The sequence below is a fragment of the Promicromonospora sp. NPDC050262 genome (assembly GCF_040655935.1).
Lineage (GTDB): Bacteria > Actinomycetota > Actinomycetes > Actinomycetales > Cellulomonadaceae > Promicromonospora.
In genome coordinates this window covers 1-20,944 of the sequence record NZ_JBFAKX010000006.1, presented here as the reverse complement: position 1 = coordinate 20,944, position 20,944 = coordinate 1, and the positions used below count along the sequence as shown (strand labels likewise).

General features: G+C 74.4%; 23 protein-coding genes, 1 rRNA gene and 1 riboswitch. Of the genes, 7 read left to right on the top strand and 17 right to left on the bottom strand.

Annotation, left to right across the window (positions count from 1 at the left end; genetic code table 11):
- Positions 1 to 37: 37 nt before the first annotated feature.
- From AB0I29_RS11100 to AB0I29_RS11075, 6 genes are all read right to left on the bottom strand, one after another.
- Positions 38 to 466 carry a hypothetical protein gene (locus AB0I29_RS11100; RefSeq protein WP_285107803.1) on the bottom strand — a complete coding sequence of 143 codons (429 nt, stop codon included), beginning with the start codon at positions 464 to 466 and terminating at the stop codon, positions 38 to 40.
- 138 nt (positions 467 to 604) lie between these two features.
- The gene (locus AB0I29_RS11095; protein WP_285107802.1) at positions 605 to 1,270 is read right to left on the bottom strand and encodes a response regulator transcription factor; all 666 of its coding nucleotides are present in this window, start codon (positions 1,268 to 1,270) and stop codon (positions 605 to 607) included.
- A complete protein-coding gene (locus tag AB0I29_RS11090) occupies positions 1,267 to 2,745 on the bottom strand; it encodes a HAMP domain-containing sensor histidine kinase (RefSeq protein WP_357481514.1) in 1,479 nt (492 codons plus the stop codon). Before AB0I29_RS11090 ends, AB0I29_RS11095 begins: the two co-directional genes overlap by 4 nt.
- Positions 2,742 to 3,995: a phosphotransferase gene (locus AB0I29_RS11085; protein ID WP_357481512.1), complete on the bottom strand. Its 1,254-nt coding sequence runs from the start codon at positions 3,993 to 3,995 to the stop codon at positions 2,742 to 2,744. Before AB0I29_RS11085 ends, AB0I29_RS11090 begins: the two co-directional genes overlap by 4 nt.
- Positions 3,996 to 4,180: 185 nt before the next feature.
- Positions 4,181 to 5,896, bottom strand: a complete 1,716-nt coding sequence (gene pgi / locus AB0I29_RS11080; RefSeq protein WP_285107797.1) for a glucose-6-phosphate isomerase — start codon at positions 5,894 to 5,896, stop codon at positions 4,181 to 4,183.
- Positions 5,893 to 6,657 (bottom strand): copper homeostasis protein CutC, encoded by a 765-nt coding sequence (locus AB0I29_RS11075; protein WP_357481509.1) that lies wholly within the window; start codon positions 6,655 to 6,657, stop codon positions 5,893 to 5,895. Before AB0I29_RS11075 ends, pgi begins: the two co-directional genes overlap by 4 nt.
- Before the next feature lie 75 nt (positions 6,658 to 6,732).
- Here AB0I29_RS11075 and AB0I29_RS11070 point away from each other — a divergent pair, with 75 nt between their 5' ends.
- Positions 6,733 to 7,917, top strand: coding sequence for a PrsW family intramembrane metalloprotease (locus AB0I29_RS11070; protein ID WP_285107793.1), 1,185 nt, complete (start codon positions 6,733 to 6,735; stop codon positions 7,915 to 7,917).
- Positions 7,918 to 7,968: 51 nt separating this feature from the next.
- Here the strand turns inward: AB0I29_RS11070 and AB0I29_RS11065 are convergent, their stop codons facing one another.
- Complete coding sequence (locus tag AB0I29_RS11065) at positions 7,969 to 9,075, bottom strand: M20 family metallopeptidase (protein WP_357481506.1); 1,107 nt, start codon at positions 9,073 to 9,075, stop codon at positions 7,969 to 7,971.
- A 90-nt stretch (positions 9,076 to 9,165) separates the two neighbouring features.
- Positions 9,166 to 9,519: a DoxX family protein gene (locus AB0I29_RS11060; RefSeq protein ID WP_285107789.1), complete on the bottom strand. Its 354-nt coding sequence runs from the start codon at positions 9,517 to 9,519 to the stop codon at positions 9,166 to 9,168.
- A 127-nt stretch (positions 9,520 to 9,646) separates the two neighbouring features.
- On the opposite strand from AB0I29_RS11060, the gene AB0I29_RS11055 reads away from it, so the two are divergent.
- Positions 9,647 to 10,009 (top strand): helix-turn-helix domain-containing protein, encoded by a 363-nt coding sequence (locus tag AB0I29_RS11055; RefSeq protein WP_285107788.1) that lies wholly within the window; start codon positions 9,647 to 9,649, stop codon positions 10,007 to 10,009.
- On the opposite strand, the gene AB0I29_RS11050 is transcribed toward AB0I29_RS11055, so the two are convergent.
- Positions 10,006 to 10,395, bottom strand: coding sequence for a DUF6069 family protein (locus AB0I29_RS11050; protein WP_357481503.1), 390 nt, complete (start codon positions 10,393 to 10,395; stop codon positions 10,006 to 10,008). The two genes, AB0I29_RS11055 and AB0I29_RS11050, sit on opposite strands and share 4 nt — an antisense overlap.
- 165 nt (positions 10,396 to 10,560) lie before the next feature.
- On the opposite strand from AB0I29_RS11050, the gene AB0I29_RS11045 reads away from it, so the two are divergent.
- Both AB0I29_RS11045 and AB0I29_RS11040 read left to right on the top strand, forming a co-directional pair.
- Positions 10,561 to 11,727 (top strand): sensor histidine kinase, encoded by a 1,167-nt coding sequence (locus AB0I29_RS11045; protein ID WP_357481501.1) that lies wholly within the window; start codon positions 10,561 to 10,563, stop codon positions 11,725 to 11,727.
- Complete coding sequence (locus AB0I29_RS11040) at positions 11,727 to 12,374, top strand: response regulator transcription factor (RefSeq protein WP_285107783.1); 648 nt, start codon at positions 11,727 to 11,729, stop codon at positions 12,372 to 12,374. Before AB0I29_RS11045 ends, AB0I29_RS11040 begins: the two co-directional genes overlap by 1 nt.
- A 10-nt stretch (positions 12,375 to 12,384) precedes the next feature.
- Here the strand turns inward: AB0I29_RS11040 and AB0I29_RS11035 are convergent, their stop codons facing one another.
- From AB0I29_RS11035 to AB0I29_RS11025, 3 genes are all read right to left on the bottom strand, one after another.
- Complete coding sequence (locus tag AB0I29_RS11035) at positions 12,385 to 13,113, bottom strand: ABC transporter ATP-binding protein (protein ID WP_357481499.1); 729 nt, start codon at positions 13,111 to 13,113, stop codon at positions 12,385 to 12,387.
- Positions 13,113 to 14,804 carry an iron ABC transporter permease gene (locus AB0I29_RS11030; RefSeq protein ID WP_357481863.1) on the bottom strand — a complete coding sequence of 564 codons (1,692 nt, stop codon included), beginning with the start codon at positions 14,802 to 14,804 and terminating at the stop codon, positions 13,113 to 13,115. Before AB0I29_RS11030 ends, AB0I29_RS11035 begins: the two co-directional genes overlap by 1 nt.
- Positions 14,805 to 14,860: 56 nt before the next feature.
- On the bottom strand, positions 14,861 to 15,934 hold the full coding sequence (locus AB0I29_RS11025; RefSeq protein ID WP_357481497.1) for a thiamine ABC transporter substrate-binding protein: 1,074 nt from the start codon (positions 15,932 to 15,934) through the stop codon (positions 14,861 to 14,863).
- Positions 15,930 to 16,035, bottom strand: a riboswitch (TPP riboswitch). Its footprint overlaps the gene before it by 5 nt.
- A 37-nt stretch (positions 16,036 to 16,072) precedes the next feature.
- On the opposite strand from AB0I29_RS11025, the gene AB0I29_RS11020 reads away from it, so the two are divergent.
- The 3 genes from AB0I29_RS11020 to AB0I29_RS11010 are packed head-to-tail and all read left to right on the top strand — an operon-like array spanning position 16,073 to position 17,081.
- Positions 16,073 to 16,354 carry a DUF4235 domain-containing protein gene (locus tag AB0I29_RS11020; protein ID WP_285107780.1) on the top strand — a complete coding sequence of 94 codons (282 nt, stop codon included), beginning with the start codon at positions 16,073 to 16,075 and terminating at the stop codon, positions 16,352 to 16,354.
- 20 nt (positions 16,355 to 16,374) lie between these two features.
- Entirely contained in the window at positions 16,375 to 16,845 is a 471-nt protein-coding gene (moaC, locus tag AB0I29_RS11015) for a cyclic pyranopterin monophosphate synthase MoaC (RefSeq protein ID WP_357481495.1), read from the top strand.
- Positions 16,842 to 17,081: a MoaD/ThiS family protein gene (locus AB0I29_RS11010; RefSeq protein ID WP_285107778.1), complete on the top strand. Its 240-nt coding sequence runs from the start codon at positions 16,842 to 16,844 to the stop codon at positions 17,079 to 17,081. Before moaC ends, AB0I29_RS11010 begins: the two co-directional genes overlap by 4 nt.
- Positions 17,082 to 17,129: 48 nt before the next feature.
- On the opposite strand, the gene AB0I29_RS11005 is transcribed toward AB0I29_RS11010, so the two are convergent.
- From AB0I29_RS11005 to rrf, 5 genes are all read right to left on the bottom strand, one after another.
- Positions 17,130 to 17,645, bottom strand: a complete 516-nt coding sequence (locus tag AB0I29_RS11005; RefSeq protein WP_357481493.1) for a MogA/MoaB family molybdenum cofactor biosynthesis protein — start codon at positions 17,643 to 17,645, stop codon at positions 17,130 to 17,132.
- Positions 17,642 to 18,556 carry a sulfite exporter TauE/SafE family protein gene (locus AB0I29_RS11000; RefSeq protein ID WP_285107774.1) on the bottom strand — a complete coding sequence of 305 codons (915 nt, stop codon included), beginning with the start codon at positions 18,554 to 18,556 and terminating at the stop codon, positions 17,642 to 17,644. Before AB0I29_RS11000 ends, AB0I29_RS11005 begins: the two co-directional genes overlap by 4 nt.
- Before the next feature lie 204 nt (positions 18,557 to 18,760).
- Positions 18,761 to 19,219 carry an Rrf2 family transcriptional regulator gene (locus AB0I29_RS10995; RefSeq protein WP_285107772.1) on the bottom strand — a complete coding sequence of 153 codons (459 nt, stop codon included), beginning with the start codon at positions 19,217 to 19,219 and terminating at the stop codon, positions 18,761 to 18,763.
- Between the two features lie 71 nt (positions 19,220 to 19,290).
- Entirely contained in the window at positions 19,291 to 20,550 is a 1,260-nt protein-coding gene (locus AB0I29_RS10990; protein ID WP_357481490.1) for an AGE family epimerase/isomerase, read from the bottom strand.
- A 151-nt stretch (positions 20,551 to 20,701) separates the two neighbouring features.
- Positions 20,702 to 20,818, bottom strand: a 5S ribosomal RNA gene (gene rrf / locus AB0I29_RS10985).
- Between the last annotated feature and the right edge of the window lie 126 nt (positions 20,819 to 20,944).

The window sequence follows — 20,944 nt, the reverse complement described above, 5'->3', positions numbered from 1 at the left end:
GGGGTGACCTGAGGTTCTGGCTCGTGGCGAACGCGGATCAGTCGTCCGCGTCGTCCGCCGTGTCGTCGTTCGGGGTGTCGTCGGCCGGGGACTGGTAGTTCGCGTCGTCCGGCGAGTCCGCCGACTGCGCGGAGCCCGCCGTGTCGTGCGCCGACTCGTTCGGGGAGTCCGCCGACTCCGGCGACGGGTCGTAGTTCGCGTCGCCCGGCGAGTCCGCCGACTGCGCGGACCCGGGGGTGTCCCGCGCCGACTCGTTGGGCGAGTCCGCCGACTCCGGCGAGTCGTCGGCGGGCGCGGCGGTCGTCCCGCCGGCGGGCGCCGTTCCGCCGGACAGCGCGACGGCGGCGGTCGACTCGGCCCGCGGGGCGGGGTCGTTGAGCGCGGCGGCCGTGCTCGCGCCCGCGATGCCGATCACGGCGGCCGTCCCGACGACGGCCCAGCGCTTCTTCATGGTCGAGGGGTTCATGCGACCGACCTCCCGGGTCTCCCGGCACCCCCGTCGGGTGCCTGCTGATGACGAGTCTGCTGCGCCAGGATGAGGCGACGAGGAGAGCCGGATGAGACAGCTCTCATGTGGTGCGGGCGGGCGCGGTACCGCGGGGCGTCATCCCCGGAACCGGTAGCCCGCGCCCCGCACGGTCTCGATCCGGTCCGCCCCCAGCTTTCTGCGCAGGTAGCGCACGTACACGTCCACCACGTTGGACCCGGGGTCGAAGTCGTACCCCCACACGCGCGACAGCAGCTGTTCGCGCGACATGACCTGCCCCGGGTGCTGGAGGAACACCTCCGCGAGCGCGAACTCCCGCGCGGACAGCTCCACCTCCCGGCCGGCCACGGTCGCGGTGCGCGTGCGCAGGTCCAGCCCGACGCCGCCGTGCTCCAGCCGGTCCGACGGCGCGGCCTCCGACGCCGCCCTGCGCAGCCGCAGCCGGATGCGGGCGAGCAGCTCGTCGAACCCGAACGGCTTGGACATGTAGTCGTCCGCCCCGCCCTCCAGGCCCGCCACCCGGTCCGACAGCGAGTCGCGCGCGGTGAGGATGACCACGGGCAGCGTGGAGCCGACGTCGCGCAGGCGCTGCAGCACCGTGAACCCGTCCAGCACGGGCAGGCCGATGTCCAGCACCATCAGGTCGTAGCCGCCCGACATGGCGTGGCCGAGCGCCGAGGCGCCGTCGGACACCACGGTGGGCTGGAACCCGTGCGCCTTGAGGCCCTTCCGCACGAACTGCGCGATGCGCTCCTCGTCCTCCGCGATCAGGATCTGGTTCACGCCGCCTCCTCCGCCGTCGCGCCCCGGGCCGCCGGCTGCGCGCCCTGCCCTGGCCCGGCCGCGGGCCAGGTCATCACGAACCGCGCGCCGCCGCCGTCGGACCGTTCCACCACCACGTCCCCGCCGTGCCCCTGCGCGATGGCCCGCACGATCGCGAGGCCCAGGCCGGAGCCCGGCACGCCGCCCGTCGTGCTCCCCCGCGCGAACCGGTCGAAGATGCGGGCCGCCTCCTCGGGCGGCACGCCCGGTCCGGTGTCCCGCACCCAGAGCCGGACGACGCGGCCGGACGGGCCGTCGAACACCTGCGTGCCGATCCCCACCTCGTCGTCGGCACCGGTGAACTTCACCGCGTTGTCCGCGAGCTGGAGCACGGCCTGGGTGAGCCGGTGCGCGTCGGCGGAGACCTCGACGTCGGCGCGCGCGTCCACCACCCAGCGGCGGTCGCCCAGCGCCCGCGCCTTGTCGTGCACGTCGTCCGTGAACCGGCCCAGGTCCACCGGGGCCGGGGCCACGAAGTCGGACCGTTCCGCCTTGGCGAGCAGGACCAGCTCCTCGACGATCTGCCCCATCCGGGAGGTCTCGTCCAGCAGCAGGTCCCGGGTCTCGCGCACGTCGGCCGGGTCGTCCGGGTCGAGCACCTCCAGGTGCCCGCGCAGCACCGTCAGCGGCGTGCGGAGCTCGTGCCCGGCGTCGTCCAGGAACTGGCGCTGCGTCTCGATGGCCGTGGACAGGCGGTCGAGCATGGTGTTGAAGGCGCCGGCCAGCTCGCCGAGGTCGTCGTCGGTCGCGACGGGCACGCGCTGCGACAGGTCGGTCTCGGTCACCCGGGTCGCGGTGGCGCTGAGCTGGCGCAGCGGGCGCAGCAGGCGGCTGACCACGAGCCAGGCGAACAGGCCCAGGAGCACCAGCGCCACGCTGCAGACGATCGCGTAGGTGCGCATCACCGCGGTCTCGGCGGCGAGCGACTGGTCCAGCGCGGACGCCATGACGTACGCGCCCACCTCCTGCCGGTCCGGCACGGTCACCGGCACGACGACGAACCACACCCGGCCGATCTCGGTCTCGATCTCGCGCTGGACGGTCGTGGACGACTGCGGCGTCAGGCCGTCCACGACGTCCTGGACGAGCTCGCTCTCCACGACCACCCGGCTCGCCGCGGGCGGGTTGGACTGCTGGTGCGCGCCGTCCAGGTAGCTCACGAACATCTCGTTCGAGCCCGGGACGTTCCGCTCCATGGCCACGCTCATGAGCCGGCCCGCGCCGTGGAAGTCCTCGCCCGTCTCCGGGTCCACGCCGTCGGCCGCGAGGCGCTGCAGCTCGCCGATCTCCTGGTCGAAGTCCTCGGAGATGTCGTCCATGATCTGCTGGGACTGGATCGCGTGCGTGAGCAGGCCGGCCCCGAGGAGGCCGATGGCGGTCACCGCCACGACCACGGCCACCACCTTGGCCCGGACGGACGGACGGCGCAGGCTCATGCGCCGCCCACGCCGGCGGTGGCGAGGCGCGACCCGTCGAGCCAGGCCGCCACGACGTCCAGGCGGCGCGACGTCGCCGCCTGCCAGTGCCGCTCCTGGACCCGGTGCGGGCCGGTGGCCAGGGAGAGCAGCACGCCCGCGACACGGGCGGCGAGGTCGCTGCGGTCCGCGCCCCGGGTGCCGGGCGCGGTCACGAACCCCGCCGCGTAGTCCGCCGCGAGCCGGCGCATCCGGGACGCCCGGGCCACGTGCGTGGGGTCCGACCCGCCCACGAGCGACAGCACGTCGATGTGCGCCACCAGGCAGGCCAGGTCGTCGGCGCGATGGCCGGGCCCCGCGGAGTCGACGTCGAGCAGGCCGGTGACCCGCCCGTCGGTGAGCATGATCTGTGCCTCGTACAGGTCGCCGTGGGTCGGGTCGGTCCCGGCGCCGCGCTCCGCGAGGCGTTCGGCGACCGCGCCGGCCAGGTCGTTCGCGCGGCCGGCCTCGGCGGGCAGCGCCGCCCCGATCACGCCCGCGTAGTGCTGCGCCGACTCGCTCCAGGCCGGACGCCGCGGCAGGTCGCGCACCTCGGCGGGCAGCCGGTCGAGCAGGTCCAGGATCGCGGACGGCGACGGGATGCGGCCCCCGTCGCGGACGGCGGTGCGCATCTCGGTGCCGTGCAGCGGGGACAGCACCAGCAGGCCGTCGTCGGACCAGCCGAGCGGGCGCGGGACCGGCAGCCCGGCCCGCGACAGCAGCGCGTGCCGCTGGTGCAGGTCCGCGACCTTGCGCGGCCGCAGCACCTTGAGGAACACCCGGGACGATGCCGCCGTGGCCTCCAGCACCGCCCGCCGGGTGGGCCGGTAGGCGCGCACCTTGAGCTCGGGGTGCGCGCGCTCCCGCGGGCCCACGCCGAGCCCCGCCAGGAGCTCCTCGACGGCGGCGGGGTCGAACGCGCGCGGCAGGGCGGGCAGCGCCGGGTCGCCGGGGAACCGCCAGACGGCGACGGTCGCGGCGCCGTCGGACAGCGTGACCACGCCCGGCTTGCGCCCGTCGCGGGCCCGGCCCACGCTCGCGCCGAGCGTCTCCGAGCGCTCCACCCCGTTCCAGCGCACCGTCGCGCGGTACGCCACCGTCGTCGTCGAGCCGGGCCGGTGGTCCACCTGACGCACCCGCCAGTCGACGAGCTCCCCGCCGGCCGTCGCCACGGCGGCGTCGAGAAGCCCCGCGGCGGACTCGCCGGTCAGCAGGTCGAGGTGGGTGGTCACCACGTCATCCTCGCAGCCGGCGCAGGCAGAAGCGCTCGGTTTCGCATGAGAATCCTCTAACCTGCGGCGATACCCTCCCGGGGAAAGACATGCGCCTGGGGAGGGTTGACGGAGAGCTAGCACTGCTACCTCTCCGTCAACCCTCCCCAGGCGTACGCGTCTCCCCGGGCGTCAGGCCGACGTCGTCAGGCGCGCAGCTCGCGGTACTTCGCGATCAGGGCCGCCGTCGACGGGTCCTGCGCCGCCAGGGCGGCCTCGTCGCCCGCGACCGCCGGGGCGATCTCCAGCGCGAGCTTCTTGCCGAGCTCGACGCCCCACTGGTCGAACGAGTCGATGCCCCACACGACGCCCTGCACGAACGTGATGTGCTCGTAGAGCGCGACGAGCTGCCCCAGCACCGACGGGGTCAGCGCGGGCGCCAGGATCGACGTCGTGGGCCGGTTGCCGCTGAACACCTTCGCCGAGACCAGGTCCTCCGCGACGCCCTCGGCCCGCACCTCGTCCGCCGTCTTGCCGAACGCGAGCGCCTTGGTCTGCGCGAAGAAGTTCGCGAGGAACAGGCCGTGCACGTCGGCCCCGGCGGCGACCGCGCCGCCGTCGCCCACAGCGTCGGCCAGCGGGTAGGCGGGGTTGGCCACGGCGATGAAGTCGGCCGGGATGAGCCGCGTGCCCTGGTGGATGAGCTGGTAGAACGCGTGCTGGCCGTTCGTGCCCGGCTCGCCCCAGAACACCTCGCCGGTCTCGGAGGTGACGGGCGTGCCGTCCCAGCGCACGGACTTGCCGTTGGACTCCATGGTGAGCTGCTGCAGGTACGCCGGGAAGCGGTGGAGCTGCTGCGCGTACGGCAGCACGGCGTGCGTGTGCGCGTCGCGGAAGTTCACGTACCAGACGTTCAGCAGGCCCATCAGCGCGGGCACGTTGCGCTCGAACGGCGTGGTGCGGAAGTGCTCGTCGATCGCGTGGAAGCCGCCGAGGAAGTCGGCGAACGCGTCGGGCCCGATCGCCACGGCGAGCGAGGTGCCGATGGCCGAGTCCACGGAGTAGCGGCCGCCCACCCAGTCCCAGAACCCGAACGCGTTGGCGGGGTCGATGCCGAACGCCTCGACCTTGTCCAGGGCGGTGGACACCGCGACGAAGTGCTTCGCGACGGCGTCGGCGCGCCCGTCCTCGGAGTCCTCGATGGCCCCCGCGGCGACCAGCGAGCGCCACAGCCAGTCTCGCGCGAGCCGCGCGTTGGTGAGGGTCTCCAGCGTGCCGAAGGTCTTGGAGGCGACGATGAACAGCGTCGTCGTCGGGTCCAGGTCGGCGGTCTTCTGCGCGACGTCGGTGGGGTCGATGTTCGAGACGAACCGCACCTCCAGGCCGTCCTGGACGTAGGGCTCCAGGGCCTCGTACGCCATGACGGGGCCGAGGTCGGAGCCGCCGATGCCGATGTTCACGATGGTGCGCACGGCCTCGCCGGTGACGCCGGTCCACTCCCCGGAGCGCACCTTCTCGGCGAACGCGTAGACCTTCGCGAGCTCGTCGGCCACGTCCGCGGTGATGTCCTGGCCGTCGACGGTCAGGTCCTCGTCCGACGGGCGGCGCAGCGCGGTGTGCAGCACGGCGCGGTCCTCGGTGACGTTGATGTGCTGCCCCGCGAACATGGCGTCCCGGTGCTCGGCGAGGCCCACCTCCTCGGCCAGGGCGAGGAGGGCGGCGAGCACGTCGTCCGTGACCAGGTTCTTCGACAGGTCGACGTGCAGGTCGGCGGCCTGGTGGCTCAGGCGTGCGGCGCGAGCCGGGTCCGCGGCGAACCAGCCGCGCAGGTCGGGCCGGAGGTTCTTGGAGAGCTCGGTGAGCGAGCCCCAGGCGTTGGTGGTGGTGGCGTCGACAGGCACACGGGCCGGCTCTGAGGTCATGACTCAACCGTAGTGCGGAGAGCCCTGGCCGCAGCCTCGGCGAGTGTCTGATCCGTCACCTCGTAGCCGGCGTCGCCCCCGCCGCCGGGGCCGCCGGCGTCGGTCACGGTGCGCTTCGCGGACAGGTGGACGGCGTCCACGCCCACGGCGAGCAGGGCCGGGACGTCCGCCGCCGTGACGCCGCCCCCGGCCATGATCTCGATGCCGAGCTCGGCGCTGCGCTCGACCAGGGCGGCCAGCCGGTCCAGGCCGTCGGCCGCGCGGGCCGCGCCGCCGGAGGTGAGCACGCGGGCGACGCCCAGGTCGGCGAGCGTGTCCAGCGCCGCGAGCGGGTCCGCGACCACGTCGATCGCCCGGTGGAACGTCACCTCGGCGTCGTCGGCGGCGGCGACCAGGTCGCGCACGCGCGCCACGTCCACCGTGCCCGACGGCGTCAGCGCGCCCACCACCACACCGTCCGCGCCGGCGTCGACCGACAGGACGACCTCGCGGAGCATCAGGTCGTGCTCGGCGGGCGAGTAGACGAACCCGCCGGGCCGGGGCCGGACCAGCACGTGCACCTCGAGGAGCGGCGCGCTGTCCGACGTCGGGACCACCGCCGCGGCGTCGATCACCGCCTCGACCAGCGCGGCGCTGGGGGTGATGCCCCCGGTGGCGCCGAGCGCGGAGCAGAGCTCGACGCGCCGGGCACCGACGTCGGCGGCGATCACCGCCCCGGCAGGGTCCTGGACAGCGAGCTCGAGCGCGACACGTTGGGGCACGTGCGTCAGCGTAGTCGTGCGCGGGGCGGCCGTTCGCCCGCCGTGACGGGGACCGAGTCGGTAGGGTCCCATGGCATGGCCATCGATCCCAGTGCGATCCTCCAGGGTCGCGCCCCCGGGCGTGCCCCCGTCGGAGTGATCGTCGGGATCGTCTTCGCCTCGGTCTGCCTGCTGCTCGTCCTGGCGTTCGACGCCGTCACGGGCGGGGCCTCGTTCGTCGTGGGGCTGCTGCTGGCGCTGCTGCCGGTCGCGGTGTGGCTGCCGCTGGTGCTCGCGCTGGACCGGCTGGAGCCGGAACCGCCCAACGCGCTGATCTTCGCGTTCCTGTGGGGCGCGGGCGTGGCCGCGCTGTTCGCGAGCATCCTGAACACGCTGGGGCTGTCGCTGCTCACCGAGACCGAGCTCACGGGCGAGGAGGAGGGCTGGTACCTCGTCGCGACCTTCGGCGCGCCGGTGGTCGAGGAGCTGCTCAAGGGCGCCGTCCTGTTCGGCATGCTGTGGTGGCGGCGGCAGGAGCTGAACGGTGCCACCGACGGCGTCATCTACGCCGCGATGGTGGGGCTCGGCTTCGCCGCGACGGAGAACGTCCAGTACTTCATCGACGCCCTCGAGTCGGACCAGCTCGGCTACGTGTTCGTGCTGCGGGCCGTCGTCTCGCCGCTGCTGCACCCGTTGTGCACGGCGATGACGGGGATCGGCGTCGCGGTCGCGGCCCTGGCAGGACCGGGCCGGCTGCGCCGCACGGCGCCCCTGTGGGGTCTGCTCGGCGCGATCGCCCTCCACAGCCTGTGGAACGGCTCCACGAAGTTCGGCCTGGTCGGCCTCGGGTTCGCCTACCTGGTCGGATTTGTCGTGCTGATCGTGCTGGTCGTGATCCTGGCCCGCGACCGGCGCCGGATCGTCCAGCTCATCGAGCACTACCTGCCGCTGTACGGGCCGGTGGGCATCGTGACCCACGACGACCTGCGCATGCTGTCCAGCCTGCCGGGCCGCCGGGCGGCCCGCCGCTGGGCCCGGGCGGCGGGCGGCCGCGGGGCGGAGCGCGCCATGACCGACTACCAGCAGGCCGCCACGGAGCTCGCGCTGCTGCACCAGCGGGCGGGCGCCCAGCGCGACCTGGACCCGCACGGCCTGGAGCAGCAGCGGCAGTACCTGGTGTGGGTCATGCAGCAGGCGCGGGCCACGTTCGTCGCCCGGCTGCCGCGCCCGCCGGCGTCACCCTGGGGCGCGACGGGCTTCGGCCCGCCCGCCCAGCCCTGACGTGTCAGACGTACAGGTCCCTCTGGTGACCTGTACGTCTGACACGTGGGGTCAGGCCCCGACCAGGTCCACGACCAGTGCGCGCAGCAGCACCGTGCGGTCGGCGATCCGGTCCACGAGCACGTGCTCGTCGTCGGCGTGCGCTCCGCCGCCCACGGCGCCGAGCCCGTCGAGGGTGGGCGTGCCCACGCCCGCGGTGAAGTTGCCGTCGGACGCCCCGCCCACGGCCACGCCGGTGAGCGCGGGCAGCCCGGCCTCCTCCGCGAGGCGGGAGGCCCGGGCGAACAGGTCCGCGGACAGCTCCCGCTCCAGCGGCGGCCGGTTGATCCCGCCCTCGATCTCCAGCGCGGCGCCGGGCAGCACGGGCTCCAGCGCCCGCAGGGCGGCGTCGACCCGCTCCTGCTCGGCGACCGACCGCGCGCGGACGTCCACCGCGACCGATGCCTCGGCCGGGACCGTGTTGCGCGTGGTGCCCCCGGCGGCAACCGTCGGCACCACCGTCGTACCGAGCGCCGGGTCGCCCAGGGCCGCGATCGCGAGCACCTGGTGCGCCAGCTCGACCGAGGCGTTCACGCCCTTCTCGGGCTCCAGGCCCGCGTGCGCGGCCCGGCCCTTGACCACCACGCGGTAGATCGAGGTGCCCTTGCGCTCCAGCTTGAGCGCGCCGCCGTCGGCGGAGGCCTCCAGCACGAGCGCGGCCACCGCCCCGCGCGCCTCGTCCTCGATCAGGGCCTGGGACGACGGCGAGCCGAGCTCCTCGTCGCCCGTCACCAGCAGCGTGACGCCGGTGCGGTCCTCCAGGGACGCCAGCACGTGCAGCGCCATGGCCAGGCCGGTCTTCATGTCGAAGCAGCCGGGACCGCGCAGCACGCCGTCCGCGATGCCGAACGGGTGCGTGCGCAGCGTGCCCAGCGGCCACACCGTGTCGTGGTGCGCGAGCACCAGCACCCGGGTGGGGCCGCCGAGCCGCCACCTCAGGTGGATGCCCAGCCGTTCGGGCGGGACGCCGAGGTGCGCCGTGCCGAGCCGGGCCACCAGGTCGGCGGACCGGGCCAGCGCGGCCGGGTCCTCCGACGGCGACTCGCACTCGACCAGGGTCCGGAGGTCCTCGATCAGTGCGTCGGTGTCAGGTCGGGCGGGAGTCTCGTGGAAGGGCATGAGGGCACGGTATCCGCCGGGCCTGATCCGGCCGCCCGCCGACTGGCGGCTCAGAGCGGCGGCTCAGAGCGCCGGCTCGGACCGCCCGGCTCAGAGCGAGAGCAGCCGCAGCACCAGGGCCGCCGCCGAGAGCAGCATCAGGGCACCCGTCGGGCCCACGCCGGCCCAGTCCTTGGCGCGGACGTGCGTGACGACGGCGCCGAGGAAGTACAGGACGAAGCATCCGGTGGCCGCGATGCCGATCGGCGCCCACCAGATCCCGGCGAGGGTGCCGAGCGCTCCGGCGACGAGCAGCGAGCCGAGCACGGGGATGAGCCGCCGCGGCACACCGAGCTTGGTGGTGAGCGGCTCGACGACCTGCGGGTTGCCCGTCAGCTTGCCGTACCCGCTGAACGCGGTGGCCAGGATCAGGAGCGACGAGACGATGACAGAAGCGACGAACACGGGTCCTCCGGGGGACGACGGCCGGGTGGTGTCCGGCGCGACCAGGGCATCCGTCCGGACGCCTCCCGCATCGTCCGGTACCCGGCGGGCCTTGCCAAGGGCCGGGTTAGCGACTAACCATTGGTAAGTGACTTCTGGGACGACGACCGACCGGAACGTGTCCGAGGACGAGTGCGGGCTCTTCCAGCGCACCCTCGAACGCGCGGGACGACGCTGGTCGGGGGCGATCCTCTACGCCGGGGTCGCCGGCGCACGACGCTTCGTCGAGTACCGCCGCTACGTGCGCGGCATCTCCGACCGGGTCCTGACCCAGCGGCTGCGGGAGCTGGAACGGCAGGGGTTCATCACGCGCGAGGTGGTGCCGACCATGCCGGTGCAGATCCTGTACACGCCCACCCCGGCGGGGGCCGAGCTCGTCGCCGCGCTCCGGCCCCTCGCCGAGTGGGGAGCCCGGCACCCGTCCGTCCTCGACCAGGAGGACGACCACTAGGCCCTGCGCAGGCCCAGCGCGATGACGGCGCCCACCACCACGTGCTCGGCCACCAGGAGCGCCACCGACGCCGGCGTCGTGCCCGAGGCTGCGCCCAGGAGCGACACCAGCAGGGCCACGCCGCACAGCACGAGCCACGCCACCTCGCCGCCGCCCTTCGCGACGCGTCCGACGACGGCCCGCGCGCCCCAGCCGGCGAACCCGGCCACCAGCGCGGCGGCCAGGGCCGCGACGACGGTCACGGGCTGGACGCTCGCCCCGGTCCGTGCCTCGGGGTCGACGCCGAGCGCCGTACCGATGAGCCACACCACGACGGCGGCCGCCGCGGCGGCGAACGGCACCACCCAGGCGGGCCAGGGACTGCGGGTCACCAGGTTCTCGGCCATGACGTCTCCTCACTCCTCGGCGCGTCCGTCGCGCCTGGTCACAGCCTTCTCGACCGGGGCGGTCGCGACATCCGTCCGTGGTACCGAGCCGGGTCACCCTTCGGTAGCGGCACCCCCGACCTTGGTCGGTGTCCGGCGCCGCGCGCCGTGCGTAGTGTCACCGCCATGACAGGCGAACCGCGGGACTGCCTACCCGACGACCCAGTGCGCCCCCGACGGCGTTCCGTGGTCGGGGCCATGCTGCTGCTCGGGACCCTGACCCTCGCGACGGTGCTGTCCCGCCGTCCGGGCGGACCCGAGGCGCTGCCCCTGGAGCTCCTGGACCTGGCGGTCGCGGTCGTCTCTCTGGCCCTGCTGCCGCTGATGTGGGCCCGCCGGTCGGTCCCCGTCGCGCTCACGCTGGCGGCGCTGTCGGTGCTCTCGCCGGGCGCGACGCCGGCGGCGACGTCGGGCGTGCTGCTGATCGCCCGGTGGTCGCCGCTGCGCACGGCGGTCCTCGTCGCCGGGGCGAGCACGGCGGCGCATGCGGTGCAGGGCCTGTGGCGGCCGCCGTCGTTCCCCCTGGGCTGGTGGCTCCTGTGCGACGTCGCCGTGCACGCCGCGCTGCTCGGCTGGGGCGCCTACCTGCAGGCGCGCGCCCAGCTCCTCGCCGACCTGCGGGCCCGCGCCCGCCGCGCCGAGGCCGACCGCGAGCAGGCGCTGGAGACCGCCCGGTCCGGGGAGCGCAACCGGATCGCCGCCGAGATGCACGACGCCCTCGGGCACCGGCTGTCGCTGCTGGCCGCCACCGCGGGCGCCGTCGAGTACCGCCCGGACGCGCCCCCGGAGCAGCTCGCCGCCGCGGCCGGGCGGGTGCGCACCGGGGCCGCGGAGGCCCTGGAGGACCTGCGACAGCTCGTGCGGCTCCTGCGCGGAGGGTCGGACCGGCTGGCCCCGCCGCCCACGCTCCTCGACATCCCGGGGCTGGTGGACGCGGCCCGGTCCGTGGGCGCCGCCGTGACGCTCGACCAGACCGACGAACGGGCGTCCACCACGCCCGGCGACGCCGAGCCCTCGCCCGCGGTCGCCATCGCCGCCTACCGCGTGGTCCAGGAGGGCCTGACCAATGCCCGCCGGCACGCGCCGGGCGCGGCCGTCCGGGTCACGGTGACCACGCGCGCGGACGAGGTCCGGGTCGTCGTTGCGGACGACGGCCCGGAGCGCGCCCCCGACGGCGCGCCCGGGACCGGCCTGGTCGGCCTGCGCGAACGGATGGAGCTGCTCGACGGCACGCTCGACGCAGGCCGCTCACCTGCTGGTTTCACGCTGGAGGCCCGGATACCGTGGGCCTGATGGAGACCCGCCTCGTGATCGTCGACGACGACGCGCTGGTCCGCGCGGGCCTGCGCCTCATGCTCGACGGCGCCGAGGGCATCCGCGTGGTCGGCGAGGCCCCCGACGGCGGGGACGTGGCGGAGGTGCTCGACGCCCACCCGGCCGACGTCGTGCTCATGGACCTGCGCATGCCCGGCGTCGACGGGATCGAGGCCACCCGCCGGGTGCGGGCCCGGCCCTCGCCGCCGGCCGTCGTCGTGCTCACGACCTTCGACACCGACACCGAGGTGGTGGGCGCGCTCCGCGCCGGGGCCGCGGGGTACCTGCTCAAGGACATGCCGCCCGCGCGGATCGCCGCGGCGGTGCGCGCGGCGGCCGACGGCGAGCCCGTGCTCGCGCCGGACATCGCCCGCCGCCTGATGGAGACCGTCGCCGCCGGGGGTGGCGAGGCGCGGGACGCCCGGAGCGCCCTGGACCGGCTCACGAGCCGGGAGCGCGACGTCGCCGTCGAGATCGGGCGGGGCTCGTCCAACGCGGAGATCGGACGACGGCTCTACCTCAGCGTCCCGACCGTGAAGGCGCACGTCTCGAGCGTGCTGGTGAAGCTGGGCGTGGAGAACCGCACCCAGGTGGCGCTGCTCGTCCAGCAGGCCGGCGCGGCCTGAGACTGCCGGGTCAGGCGCGCAGCCCCAGGAACTCCGCCACCCGGTCCGACGCCGGCGCGGTACGCAGCTCCTCCGGCGCGGCCACCTGGAGCAGCCGCCCCCGGTCCATGACCCCGACCCGGTCGGCCACCGCGGAGGCCTCGGCGTGGTCGTGCGTCACGAACACGGCGGTGGTCCCGGTCTCGACGAGCGCGGCCCGCACCTCGCCCGCCAGGCGTTCGCGGAGCTGCCGGTCGAGCGCGGACAGCGGCTCGTCGAGCAGCAGCAGCCGGGGCCGCGGCGCCAGGGCGCGCGCGAGGGCGACCCGCTGCTGCTCCCCGCCGGACAGCGTGGGGACCGCCCGCTGCTCGTACCCGGCGAGGCCCACGAGCTCCAGCAGCTCGGTGACGCGCGCGTCCCGTTCCGGGCGGGTGAGCGGCAGGGTCTCCAGCCCGTAGGCCACGTTGCGCCGCACGTCCCGGTGCGGAAAGAGCTGGCCGTCCTGGAACATCAGCCCGAACCGGCGCCGGTGCACCGGCAGCCGGCCGACGTCGGCGCCGTCGTACAGCACCTGCCCGCCCGCCAGCGGTTCCAGCCCCGCCACGGCGCGCAGCAGGGAGGACTTGCCGCACCCGCTCGGCCCGAGCAGCGCCAGCACCTCGCCTGGCGCCACGGTCAGCGAGACGCCGTCCACCGCCGTCACGCCGGCCGCGCCGGTCCCGTACCGGACCGAGACGTCCCGGATCTCCAGCCCCGCCATCAGAACTCTCCTCCCGCGCGGTCGTCGCGCAGTCGCTCCGCCACCATCATCACGGTCGCGGTCAGCGCGGCGAGCACCACGGACGCCGCGAGCGCCATCCCGTAGTTCTCCGCCCCGGGCCGCCCGATGAGGCGGTAGATCACGACCGGGAGGGTGGCGCCGTCGGGCCGCGCGAGGAACGACGTGGCGCCGAACTCGCCGAGCGACACCGCGAACGCGAACCCGGTGGCCAGTCCGACCGACCGCAGGGCGATCGGCAGGTCCACGGTACGCAGCACGCGCCCCGGGCCGGAGCCCAGCACGGCGGCGACCTCCCGCAGGCTGGGGTCGATCGCCCGGAGCACCGGCAGCACGGTGCGCACGACGAGCGGTACGGCGACGACGGCCTGGGCCACGGGTACGAGCAGCCCGGAGGTGCGCAGGTCCAGGCCGAGCACGGGCTGGTCCATGGTGATCAGGAACCCGAAGCCGACGGTCACCGCGGACACGCCCAGCGGCAGCATGAACAGCCCGTCGAGCGTGCCGATGGCGCGGCGCGCGCCCACGGATCGGGGCCGCCGGGACACGACGAGCGCCACGAGACCGCCCACGACCAGGGCGATCAGGGTGGCGGTCAGCGCGATCCGCAGCGAGGTCGCGGTGGCCTCCCACACGGTCACGACGAGCGCGTTCCGCTCGCCGGTGGTGCCGAGCGCCAGGTAGTTGCCCGGGCCCCAGGACCCGTCCGGCTCCCGGAACGAGCGGACGACCAGCCCGGCGAGCGGCAGCGCGACGAGCCCGGCGACGATCGCGGTGCCCGCGAGGGCCGCGCCCACGTCGGCGGGCGAGCGCCAGGACAGCGGACGTGCCGAGCGCCGCGCGGAGACGAGGTGCAGCGCGGCCTCGCGCCGCCGGCGGGCGCGCGCGGACACGGCCAGGGCCGCGGTGATGACGACGAGCTGCAGGATCGACAGCACGGAGGCGGACCGCAGGTCGAGGAACTGGGTGGTGCGGGTCCAGATCTCGGTCTCGATGGTGCCGTACCGCACGCCGCCGAGCACCAGCACCACCCCGAACGCCGTGGCGCAGAACAGGAACACGACCGACGCGGCCGACGTGATCGCGGGCGCGAGCGACGGCAGCGTGACCGTCCGGAACACGCGGGCCGGACCGGCGCCGAGCGAGGCCGCTGCCTCCTCGGCCCGGGGATCGAGGCGCTCCCAGAGCCCGCCCACGGTGCGCACCACCACGGACACGTTGAAGAAGACGAGCGCGACGACGATCCCGGCGAGCGACTCCTCCAGCCCGAGGAACCCGAGCGCGCCGCTCGGCGCGAACAGTGCGCGGAACGCCACGCCGACCACCACGGCGGGCAGCACGAACGGCACGGTCACCAGCCCGCGCGCCAGGCTGCGCCCGGCGAACGACCGTCGGTACAGGAGGTAGGCGAGCGGCAGGCCGAGCAGCACCGAGAACGCCGTGCCGAGCACGGCCTGGGTGAGCGTGAGCCCCACGAGCCGCCACGTGCGCGGGCGGGTGAGCACCTCGACGAACCCGGTGAGGTCGAGCGCGCCGTCGGGCACGAACCCGCGGACCACGAGCGCCGCCACCGGCCACGCGAAGAAGACCGCGAGGAAGCCGAGGGGGACGGCGACCGCTGCCCCCCAGAGCAGGGGCGCGGGCCGGAGGCCGTGCCCCCTGCTCCCGGTCAGGCTCGGGCTCCGGCTCCACCCGTGGTGGGCTGAGCCTGCGGCTCCGCGCCTCCGGCTCAGCCCACGACTGTCTCGGTCCACCGTTCGATCCACTCGTCGCGGTGCTCGCTCACGTCGGCCGGGTCCACCTCGAACGGGGCGTCGGCCTGGGGCGCGAACTTCTGCCAGTCGGCGGGCAGCTCCACGGCGGCGTCAGCCGGGTACATGTACATCGACTCCGGCAGGGCGGCCTGGACGTCGTGCGTGAGCAGGAAGTCCACCACCGCCCGGGCGCCCTCCGGGTTGTCCGACCCCGCGAGCACGCCCGCGTACTCGACCTGCCGAAAGCACGTCTCCAGCAGCGCACTGGTGGTCGACTCCGAGCCGTCCTCGCTCACCGTGAACGCCGGCGACGTCGCGTAGGACAGCGCGAGCGGCCGCTCGCCGCCCTCGCCCGCCCCGGAGAAGTCGACGTAGTAGGCGTCCTCCCACGAGTCGGCGACCTTGACGCCGTTGTCCACCAGCGAGGCCCAGTAGTCCTCGAACCCGTCCTCGCCGAACGCCCCGATCGTCGCCAGCAGGAACGCGAGGCCCGGGGACGACGTCGCCGGGTTGGTCACCACGAGCAGGTCCTTGTACTGCGGGTCGGCCAGGTCCTCCAGCGTCGTCGGCACGTCGAGGCCCGACTCCTCGAACCAGGCCTCGTCGGCGTTCACGCAGACGTCGCCCTGGTCGACGGGCGTGAGCGCCCCGCCGAGCTGCTCGGCCCCCTCCGGGAGGTCGGCGGGCGTGTACTCCTCGACCACGCCCGCCTCCAGCGCGCGGGAGGCGAACGTGTTGTCGATGCCGAACACGGCGTCCCCGAGCGGGGCGTCCTTGGTCAGCACGAGCTGGTTCACCAGTGTGCCGGCGTCGCCCGCGGCGCTGACCTCGACCGTCGTGCCGGACTCCTGCTCGAACTGGTCGATCAGCTTCTCGTCGAGCGCCCAGGAGTCGTGGGTCACCAGCGTCACGGTCCCCGGGTCGCCCGCGCCGGACGCGTCGTCGCCGGAGCCGGAGCCGCCGGAGCAGCCGGCGAGCAGCAGTGCCGCCGACAGCGCGACCGCGACGGTAGGGATGGTGCCCCCGTGGGCACCGGAAAGACGCGACATCGTTCCTCCGACTTCCTCCGCCGGTGTTACCCGGATCAGGTTCAAGGGTCTGCGGCTCTCCGCACTCTCAGCGCCATCGGGGCGCTCCCCTGTCGTTTCCATGCAGCCTAGTCGGCCCGCGAGGGCTACGGTGTGGAGGTGGCCAAGATTGAGACGGAACAGACACTCGCCGAGAAGGTCGGCACTCTCGCCCTGACGCTCGCGGCCGGCTGGGTCGCGCAGAAGGCCGTCAGCATGATCTGGAAGGGCGTGACGGGCAACGACGCGCCGAACAAGCCGGACGACCCCGAGCTCGACATGGTGCAGGCGACCGTGTTCGCGGCCGTCGCCGCCGGGACCGCGGTGTTCGCCAAGCGGCTCGCCGCGAAGGGCGCGCACCGCGCCGCGGTGCGGATCGCCGCACGGCGCAGCGCCGTGTGAGGGCATGACACCCTGGTGCCGTGAGCTTCACGCACCTCGATGACCGCGGCCAGGCCCGCATGGTCGACGTCACCGCCAAGCAGCCGACCGTCCGCTCGGCGACGGCCTCGGGCCTCGTCCGCTGCGCCCCCGCCGTCGTCCAGGCCCTGCGCGACGGCGCCGTGCCCAAGGGCGACGTGCTGGCCGTGGCCCGCGTCGCGGGCATCGCCGCGGCCAAGAAGACGCCGGACCTGCTGCCGCTGGCCCACGTGATCGGCGTGCACGGCGCGGCGGTGGACCTGGAGGTGACCGACGACGGCGTCGTCGTCACCGCGACCGTCCGCACGGCCGACCGCACCGGCGTCGAGATGGAGGCGCTCACCGCCGTCGCGGTCGCCGGCCTGGCCGTGATCGACATGGTGAAGGGCCTGGACAAGTCGGTCTCGCTCGCGGACGTGCGGCTGGAGCGCAAGACGGGCGGCAAGTCGGGCGACTGGGTGCGTGCCGAGTGATCACGGTCCGCTACTTCGCCGGCGCCCGGGAGGCCGCGGGGCGCACCACCGAACAGCTCGACGGCCCGACGTCGGTCGCCGCCCTCCGCGGTGCCCTCGCCGCCGCCCACCCGGCCCTCGGTGACGTGCTGCCGAAGTGTGCGCTGCTGGTCGCGGGCGCCCGCGCCACGGCGGACGAGGCGACCGTCCCGGACGGCGTCACGGTCGACGTGCTCCCGCCCTTCGCGGGCGGCTGACGCCCGGCCGGCGGGCCGCTGGCGCCTGACGGCACGAACCCGGCGGTGCTACCCCGGCACGGGAGCCGGGTGGTCGCCGCCGTCGAGCTGGGAGCGGACGTGCGGCCAGAGGCCGAGCACCACGTCGAGGCCGTCCCGCACGCCCCCGGACGACCCGGGCAGGTTCACCACGAGCGCCCGCGTCCCGGTCGCGGACCGGGCCACGCCCACCAGCCCTCGCGAGAGCGCCGCGGTGGGGATGCCCGCGCCGGTGCCCCGCTGCCGCACGGCCTCGGCGACGCCCGGTACCTCGTAGTCCAGCACCTCGCGCGTGCCCTCGGGCGTGAGGTCGCGAGGCGTGATCCCCGTGCCCCCGGTGGTCACCACCAGACGAGCGCCGGCGTCGAGCGCGGTCCGCAGCACGTCACGGACCGGCTCGACGCCGTCGGGTACCAGATGGGTGACCAGGTCGGTGAACCCCGCCTCACGCAGGATCCGCGCCGCCGCGGGACCGGAACGGTCCTCGGCCTCGCCGCGGGCACAGCGGTCGGAGACGGTGATCACCGCTACCTGGTCGGACGTCATGCCGACACGCTATCGGCCTCCGGCTTCTCGCTCACGGCGGCCTCCTCGGCCAGGGCCTTGCGGTGCGCCCGCACGGACCAGACGACGGCGGCGGCCCAGCCCAGCCAGATCACCACGTAGATCGGGATCTTGACCGGGTCGGAGGCGGCGATCCAGTCGCTGTTGAGCAGCGTGCGCGAGTTGGTGAGCACGATGACGCCGCCCACGAGCGAGCCCAGGATGCGCGGCGGCACCAGGCGGACCAGCCAGGCCGCGATCGGCGCCGCGATCAGGCCACCGATGAGCAGGGCGAGCACCCAGGTGAAGTCGATGCCCTCGCCGCTGAGGCCGACGAAGAAGCCGACGCTGGCGGCGACCGCCACCAGGAACTCGCTGGTGTCGATCGAGCCGATCACCTTGCGCGGCTCCAGGCGGCCGCTCGCGAGGATCGCGGGCGTGCCGACGGGGCCCCAGCCGCCGCCACCGGTGGCGTCGAAGAAGCCGGCCACCAGGCCGAGCGGAGCAAGGAACCGCTTGCGCAGCGGCTTGTCCGAACGGGTCGGCAGGCCCTGCACCGTGAAGCGCAGCAGCACGTAGAGGCCCAGCAGGAGCAGGATCACCGACATGACCGGTCCGGCGACCTCCGTCGACAGCGACGAGAGGAACGTGGCGCCGGCGAACGCGCCGATCGCGCCGGGGATGCCGATCTTGGCGACGACCTTCCAGTCCACGTTGCCGAAGCGCCAGTGGGAGGCGCCGGACGCAAGGGTCGTACCGATCTCCGCGAGGTGCACGGTCGCCGACGCGGCGGCGGGGTTGGTGCCGATAGCCAGCAGAAGCGTCGTGGAGGTGACGCCGTAGGCCATGCCCAGACTGCCGTCCACCAGCTGCGCGCCGAGGCCGACGAGCGCCAGCAGGATCAGGGTTCTCATGGTCGTGACCTTCCAGGTCCGGGGGGATACGACACAGGGCCATGGCAAAGTGAGGCCCGCGTCAAGGTAACCACCTAACCCGGTCGGAAACAACAAGCATCTCAGAGATCGGATAACGGCGCACGGGAAGGTCGGGTGAAAGTCCCGCGGTCCGTCGGAGTTCAGCCAGACCGGGTGCGGCCGAGCGTCAACGTCCGGTCAGGTTCAGGAGTTCGACCAGGCCGAGTCGCCCTCGGTCAGCGCGCGGACCTCGTCCGGCAGCGCGCCGCTCACGAGGTCCGCGAGGGACACGGCCTCCAGCACCGCGCGCACGTTGGCCCGCAGCGCCACCCACACGTGCAGGAGCGGCGCGGCCGCCCCCTGGAACTCCAGGTCGGACGGCCGGTTGCCGCGGACGAAGACCAGCGGCCCGTCCACGGCACGCACCACGTCGGCGATGGTGATCGAGTCGGCCGGCCGGGCGAGACGGTACCCACCGCCGGCGCCACGGTGGCTGGTGACGAGCCCGTCGCGACGCAGGTCGCTCAGGATCCCCTCCAGGAAGCGGTGCGGGATGTCCTGCGCCCGGGCCAGGGCCTCGGCGCGGACAGGCCCGTCGTGATCGGCCGCCGCCAGCTCGGCGGCGGCACGGACGGCGTAGTCGGCTCGTGCGGAGATCCTCATGGCCCCATTGTCTCCCGCCCGCCGCGCCGACACGCACGACGCCCTGGACGCGCCCCGCCCGCGCGCCGTCGTCAGGCCAGGATCCGGCCCGCCTTCTGGGCCGACGCCGCGAACGACCCCGTGAGCGGGAGCTCCGGCAGGATCACCGCCTGGGCTGCGTGGTAGACGTCGGGCTTGCCCACCCAGGTGAGCCCGGACGGGCGGTTCTCGGTGTCGAGCTCGTGGTGCCACGACCCGTGCTCGGCGTCGACGAGGTGCTCTCGGATCCAGGCCCACCACTCGCGCTCGAGCTCGGCGTAGCGCTCGTCCCCGGTGACGCGCGCCAGCACGTTCGCCGTGGCGGTACCCTCGGCCGCCACCCAGTGGAAGCGCCGGGGCTCGACGGGCGTGCCGGCCCAGTCCGTCGTGTAGACGAACCCGCCTCCGCCCTCGCCGTCCCAGCCGTCCGTCACCGCACGGTCGAAGAGCGCGGCGGCGGCCGCGGTCCGGCGGCCGGGTGTACCCGCCTCGGCGTCGATCTGCAGCAGCAGGCGGGCCCACTCGAGCCCGTGCCCCGGCGTCGCGCCGTAGGGCTTGAACTGGTCGCGGGGCCGGTCCGCGTTGTACTCGAGGAGCGGGTTCCAGTCCGCGTCGAAGTGCTCGGGGATCCGCCAGTCGTTGGCCTCGGCCCAGGCGACGACCTGGTCACCGATCGCCGACGCCCGCTCCAGCCACAGCCCGTCCCCGGTCGCGGCGTGCGCCGCGAGCAGGGCCTCGACGGAGTGCATGTTCGCGTTCACGCCCCGGTAGTCCGACGTGGACACCCAGTCCCGCGACCGCTCGTCCAGGTGCAGGTTCCGCTCGGGCTCCCAGAACCGCGCGTCGAGCACCGCGAGGGCCTCGGTGAGCAGCTCCGATGCGCCGGCGATGCCGGCCACCTTGCCGGTCGAGGCCGCGAGCACCACGAACGCGTGCGCGTAGGCCTCCTTGGTGCCGACGAGCTCGTCACCCTCACCGCGCGCGGCCAGCCACCCGCCGAACTCGGCGTCGGCCAGCACCTCGCGCAGCCCGGTGAGGGCGCGCGTCGCGTACTCCTCCGCTCCGCTCACGCCCAGCAGGTGCCCGACGGCGAAGGTGTGCGCCATACGTGCCGTGATCCACGTCTCGACAGGGTGGGAGCCGTCCGGGCGACCCTCGTCGTCGAGCCAGCACGCGGCGCCGTCCGCGCGGATCGAGGCCTCGGCGAAACGCAGCAGCGAGACGAAATGGTCGCGGCGCCACGCCGCGTCGGCGCTGCTTGCGGGCTGGGTGCTGGTGGAGCCCGCGGCAGTGCGGGTGGTGTCTGCGTTCACACCGCCACGATAGCCGCGGCCGCTGTGCGGCCCGCAACCTGCCTGAGTGCCGGACGGCCGGCTGCGGTGGTCGTGTGTCGTCCGGGAATGCCGACAGGGGGTGGGAGTCGGTCGCTGTTGCGACTGCTCCCACCCCCTGTCGGGAATGGTTGTCCGGCGGCGTCCTACTCTCCCACCCCGTCACCAGGGCAGTACCATCGGCGCTGTGGGGCTAAGCTTCCGGGTTCGGAATGGGACCGGGCGTTTCCCCCACGCTATGACCACCGTAACCTTATCGAGAACCAGGCAACCCCGACCCAACCACACCCACCAAACACTTGGTGGGGGTTGAGGGGGTTGGTGCCCGTGACTCGGGAACCGCATAGTGGACGCGTAGCAATCAATAAACTCTTTT

Bases quoted from the DNA above. Each gene is read 5' to 3' on its own strand.
- AB0I29_RS11100 (WP_285107803.1), bottom strand. From the start codon at position 466: ATGAACCCCTCGACCATGAAGAAGCGCTGGGCCGTCGTCGGGACGGCC.
- AB0I29_RS11090 (WP_357481514.1), bottom strand. From the start codon at position 2,745: ATGAGCCTGCGCCGTCCGTCCGTCCGGGCCAAGGTGGTGGCCGTGGTC.
- pgi (WP_285107797.1), bottom strand. From the start codon at position 5,896: ATGACCTCAGAGCCGGCCCGTGTGCCTGTCGACGCCACCACCACCAAC.
- AB0I29_RS11070 (WP_285107793.1), top strand. From the start codon at position 6,733: ATGGCCATCGATCCCAGTGCGATCCTCCAGGGTCGCGCCCCCGGGCGT.
- AB0I29_RS11065 (WP_357481506.1), bottom strand. From the start codon at position 9,075: ATGCCCTTCCACGAGACTCCCGCCCGACCTGACACCGACGCACTGATC.
- AB0I29_RS11050 (WP_357481503.1), bottom strand. From the start codon at position 10,395: ATGGCCGAGAACCTGGTGACCCGCAGTCCCTGGCCCGCCTGGGTGGTG.
- AB0I29_RS11045 (WP_357481501.1), top strand. From the start codon at position 10,561: ATGACAGGCGAACCGCGGGACTGCCTACCCGACGACCCAGTGCGCCCC.
- AB0I29_RS11040 (WP_285107783.1), top strand. From the start codon at position 11,727: ATGGAGACCCGCCTCGTGATCGTCGACGACGACGCGCTGGTCCGCGCG.
- AB0I29_RS11035 (WP_357481499.1), bottom strand. From the start codon at position 13,113: ATGGCGGGGCTGGAGATCCGGGACGTCTCGGTCCGGTACGGGACCGGC.
- AB0I29_RS11025 (WP_357481497.1), bottom strand. From the start codon at position 15,934: ATGTCGCGTCTTTCCGGTGCCCACGGGGGCACCATCCCTACCGTCGCG.
- AB0I29_RS11005 (WP_357481493.1), bottom strand. From the start codon at position 17,645: ATGACGTCCGACCAGGTAGCGGTGATCACCGTCTCCGACCGCTGTGCC.
- AB0I29_RS11000 (WP_285107774.1), bottom strand. From the start codon at position 18,556: ATGAGAACCCTGATCCTGCTGGCGCTCGTCGGCCTCGGCGCGCAGCTG.
- AB0I29_RS10995 (WP_285107772.1), bottom strand. From the start codon at position 19,219: ATGAGGATCTCCGCACGAGCCGACTACGCCGTCCGTGCCGCCGCCGAG.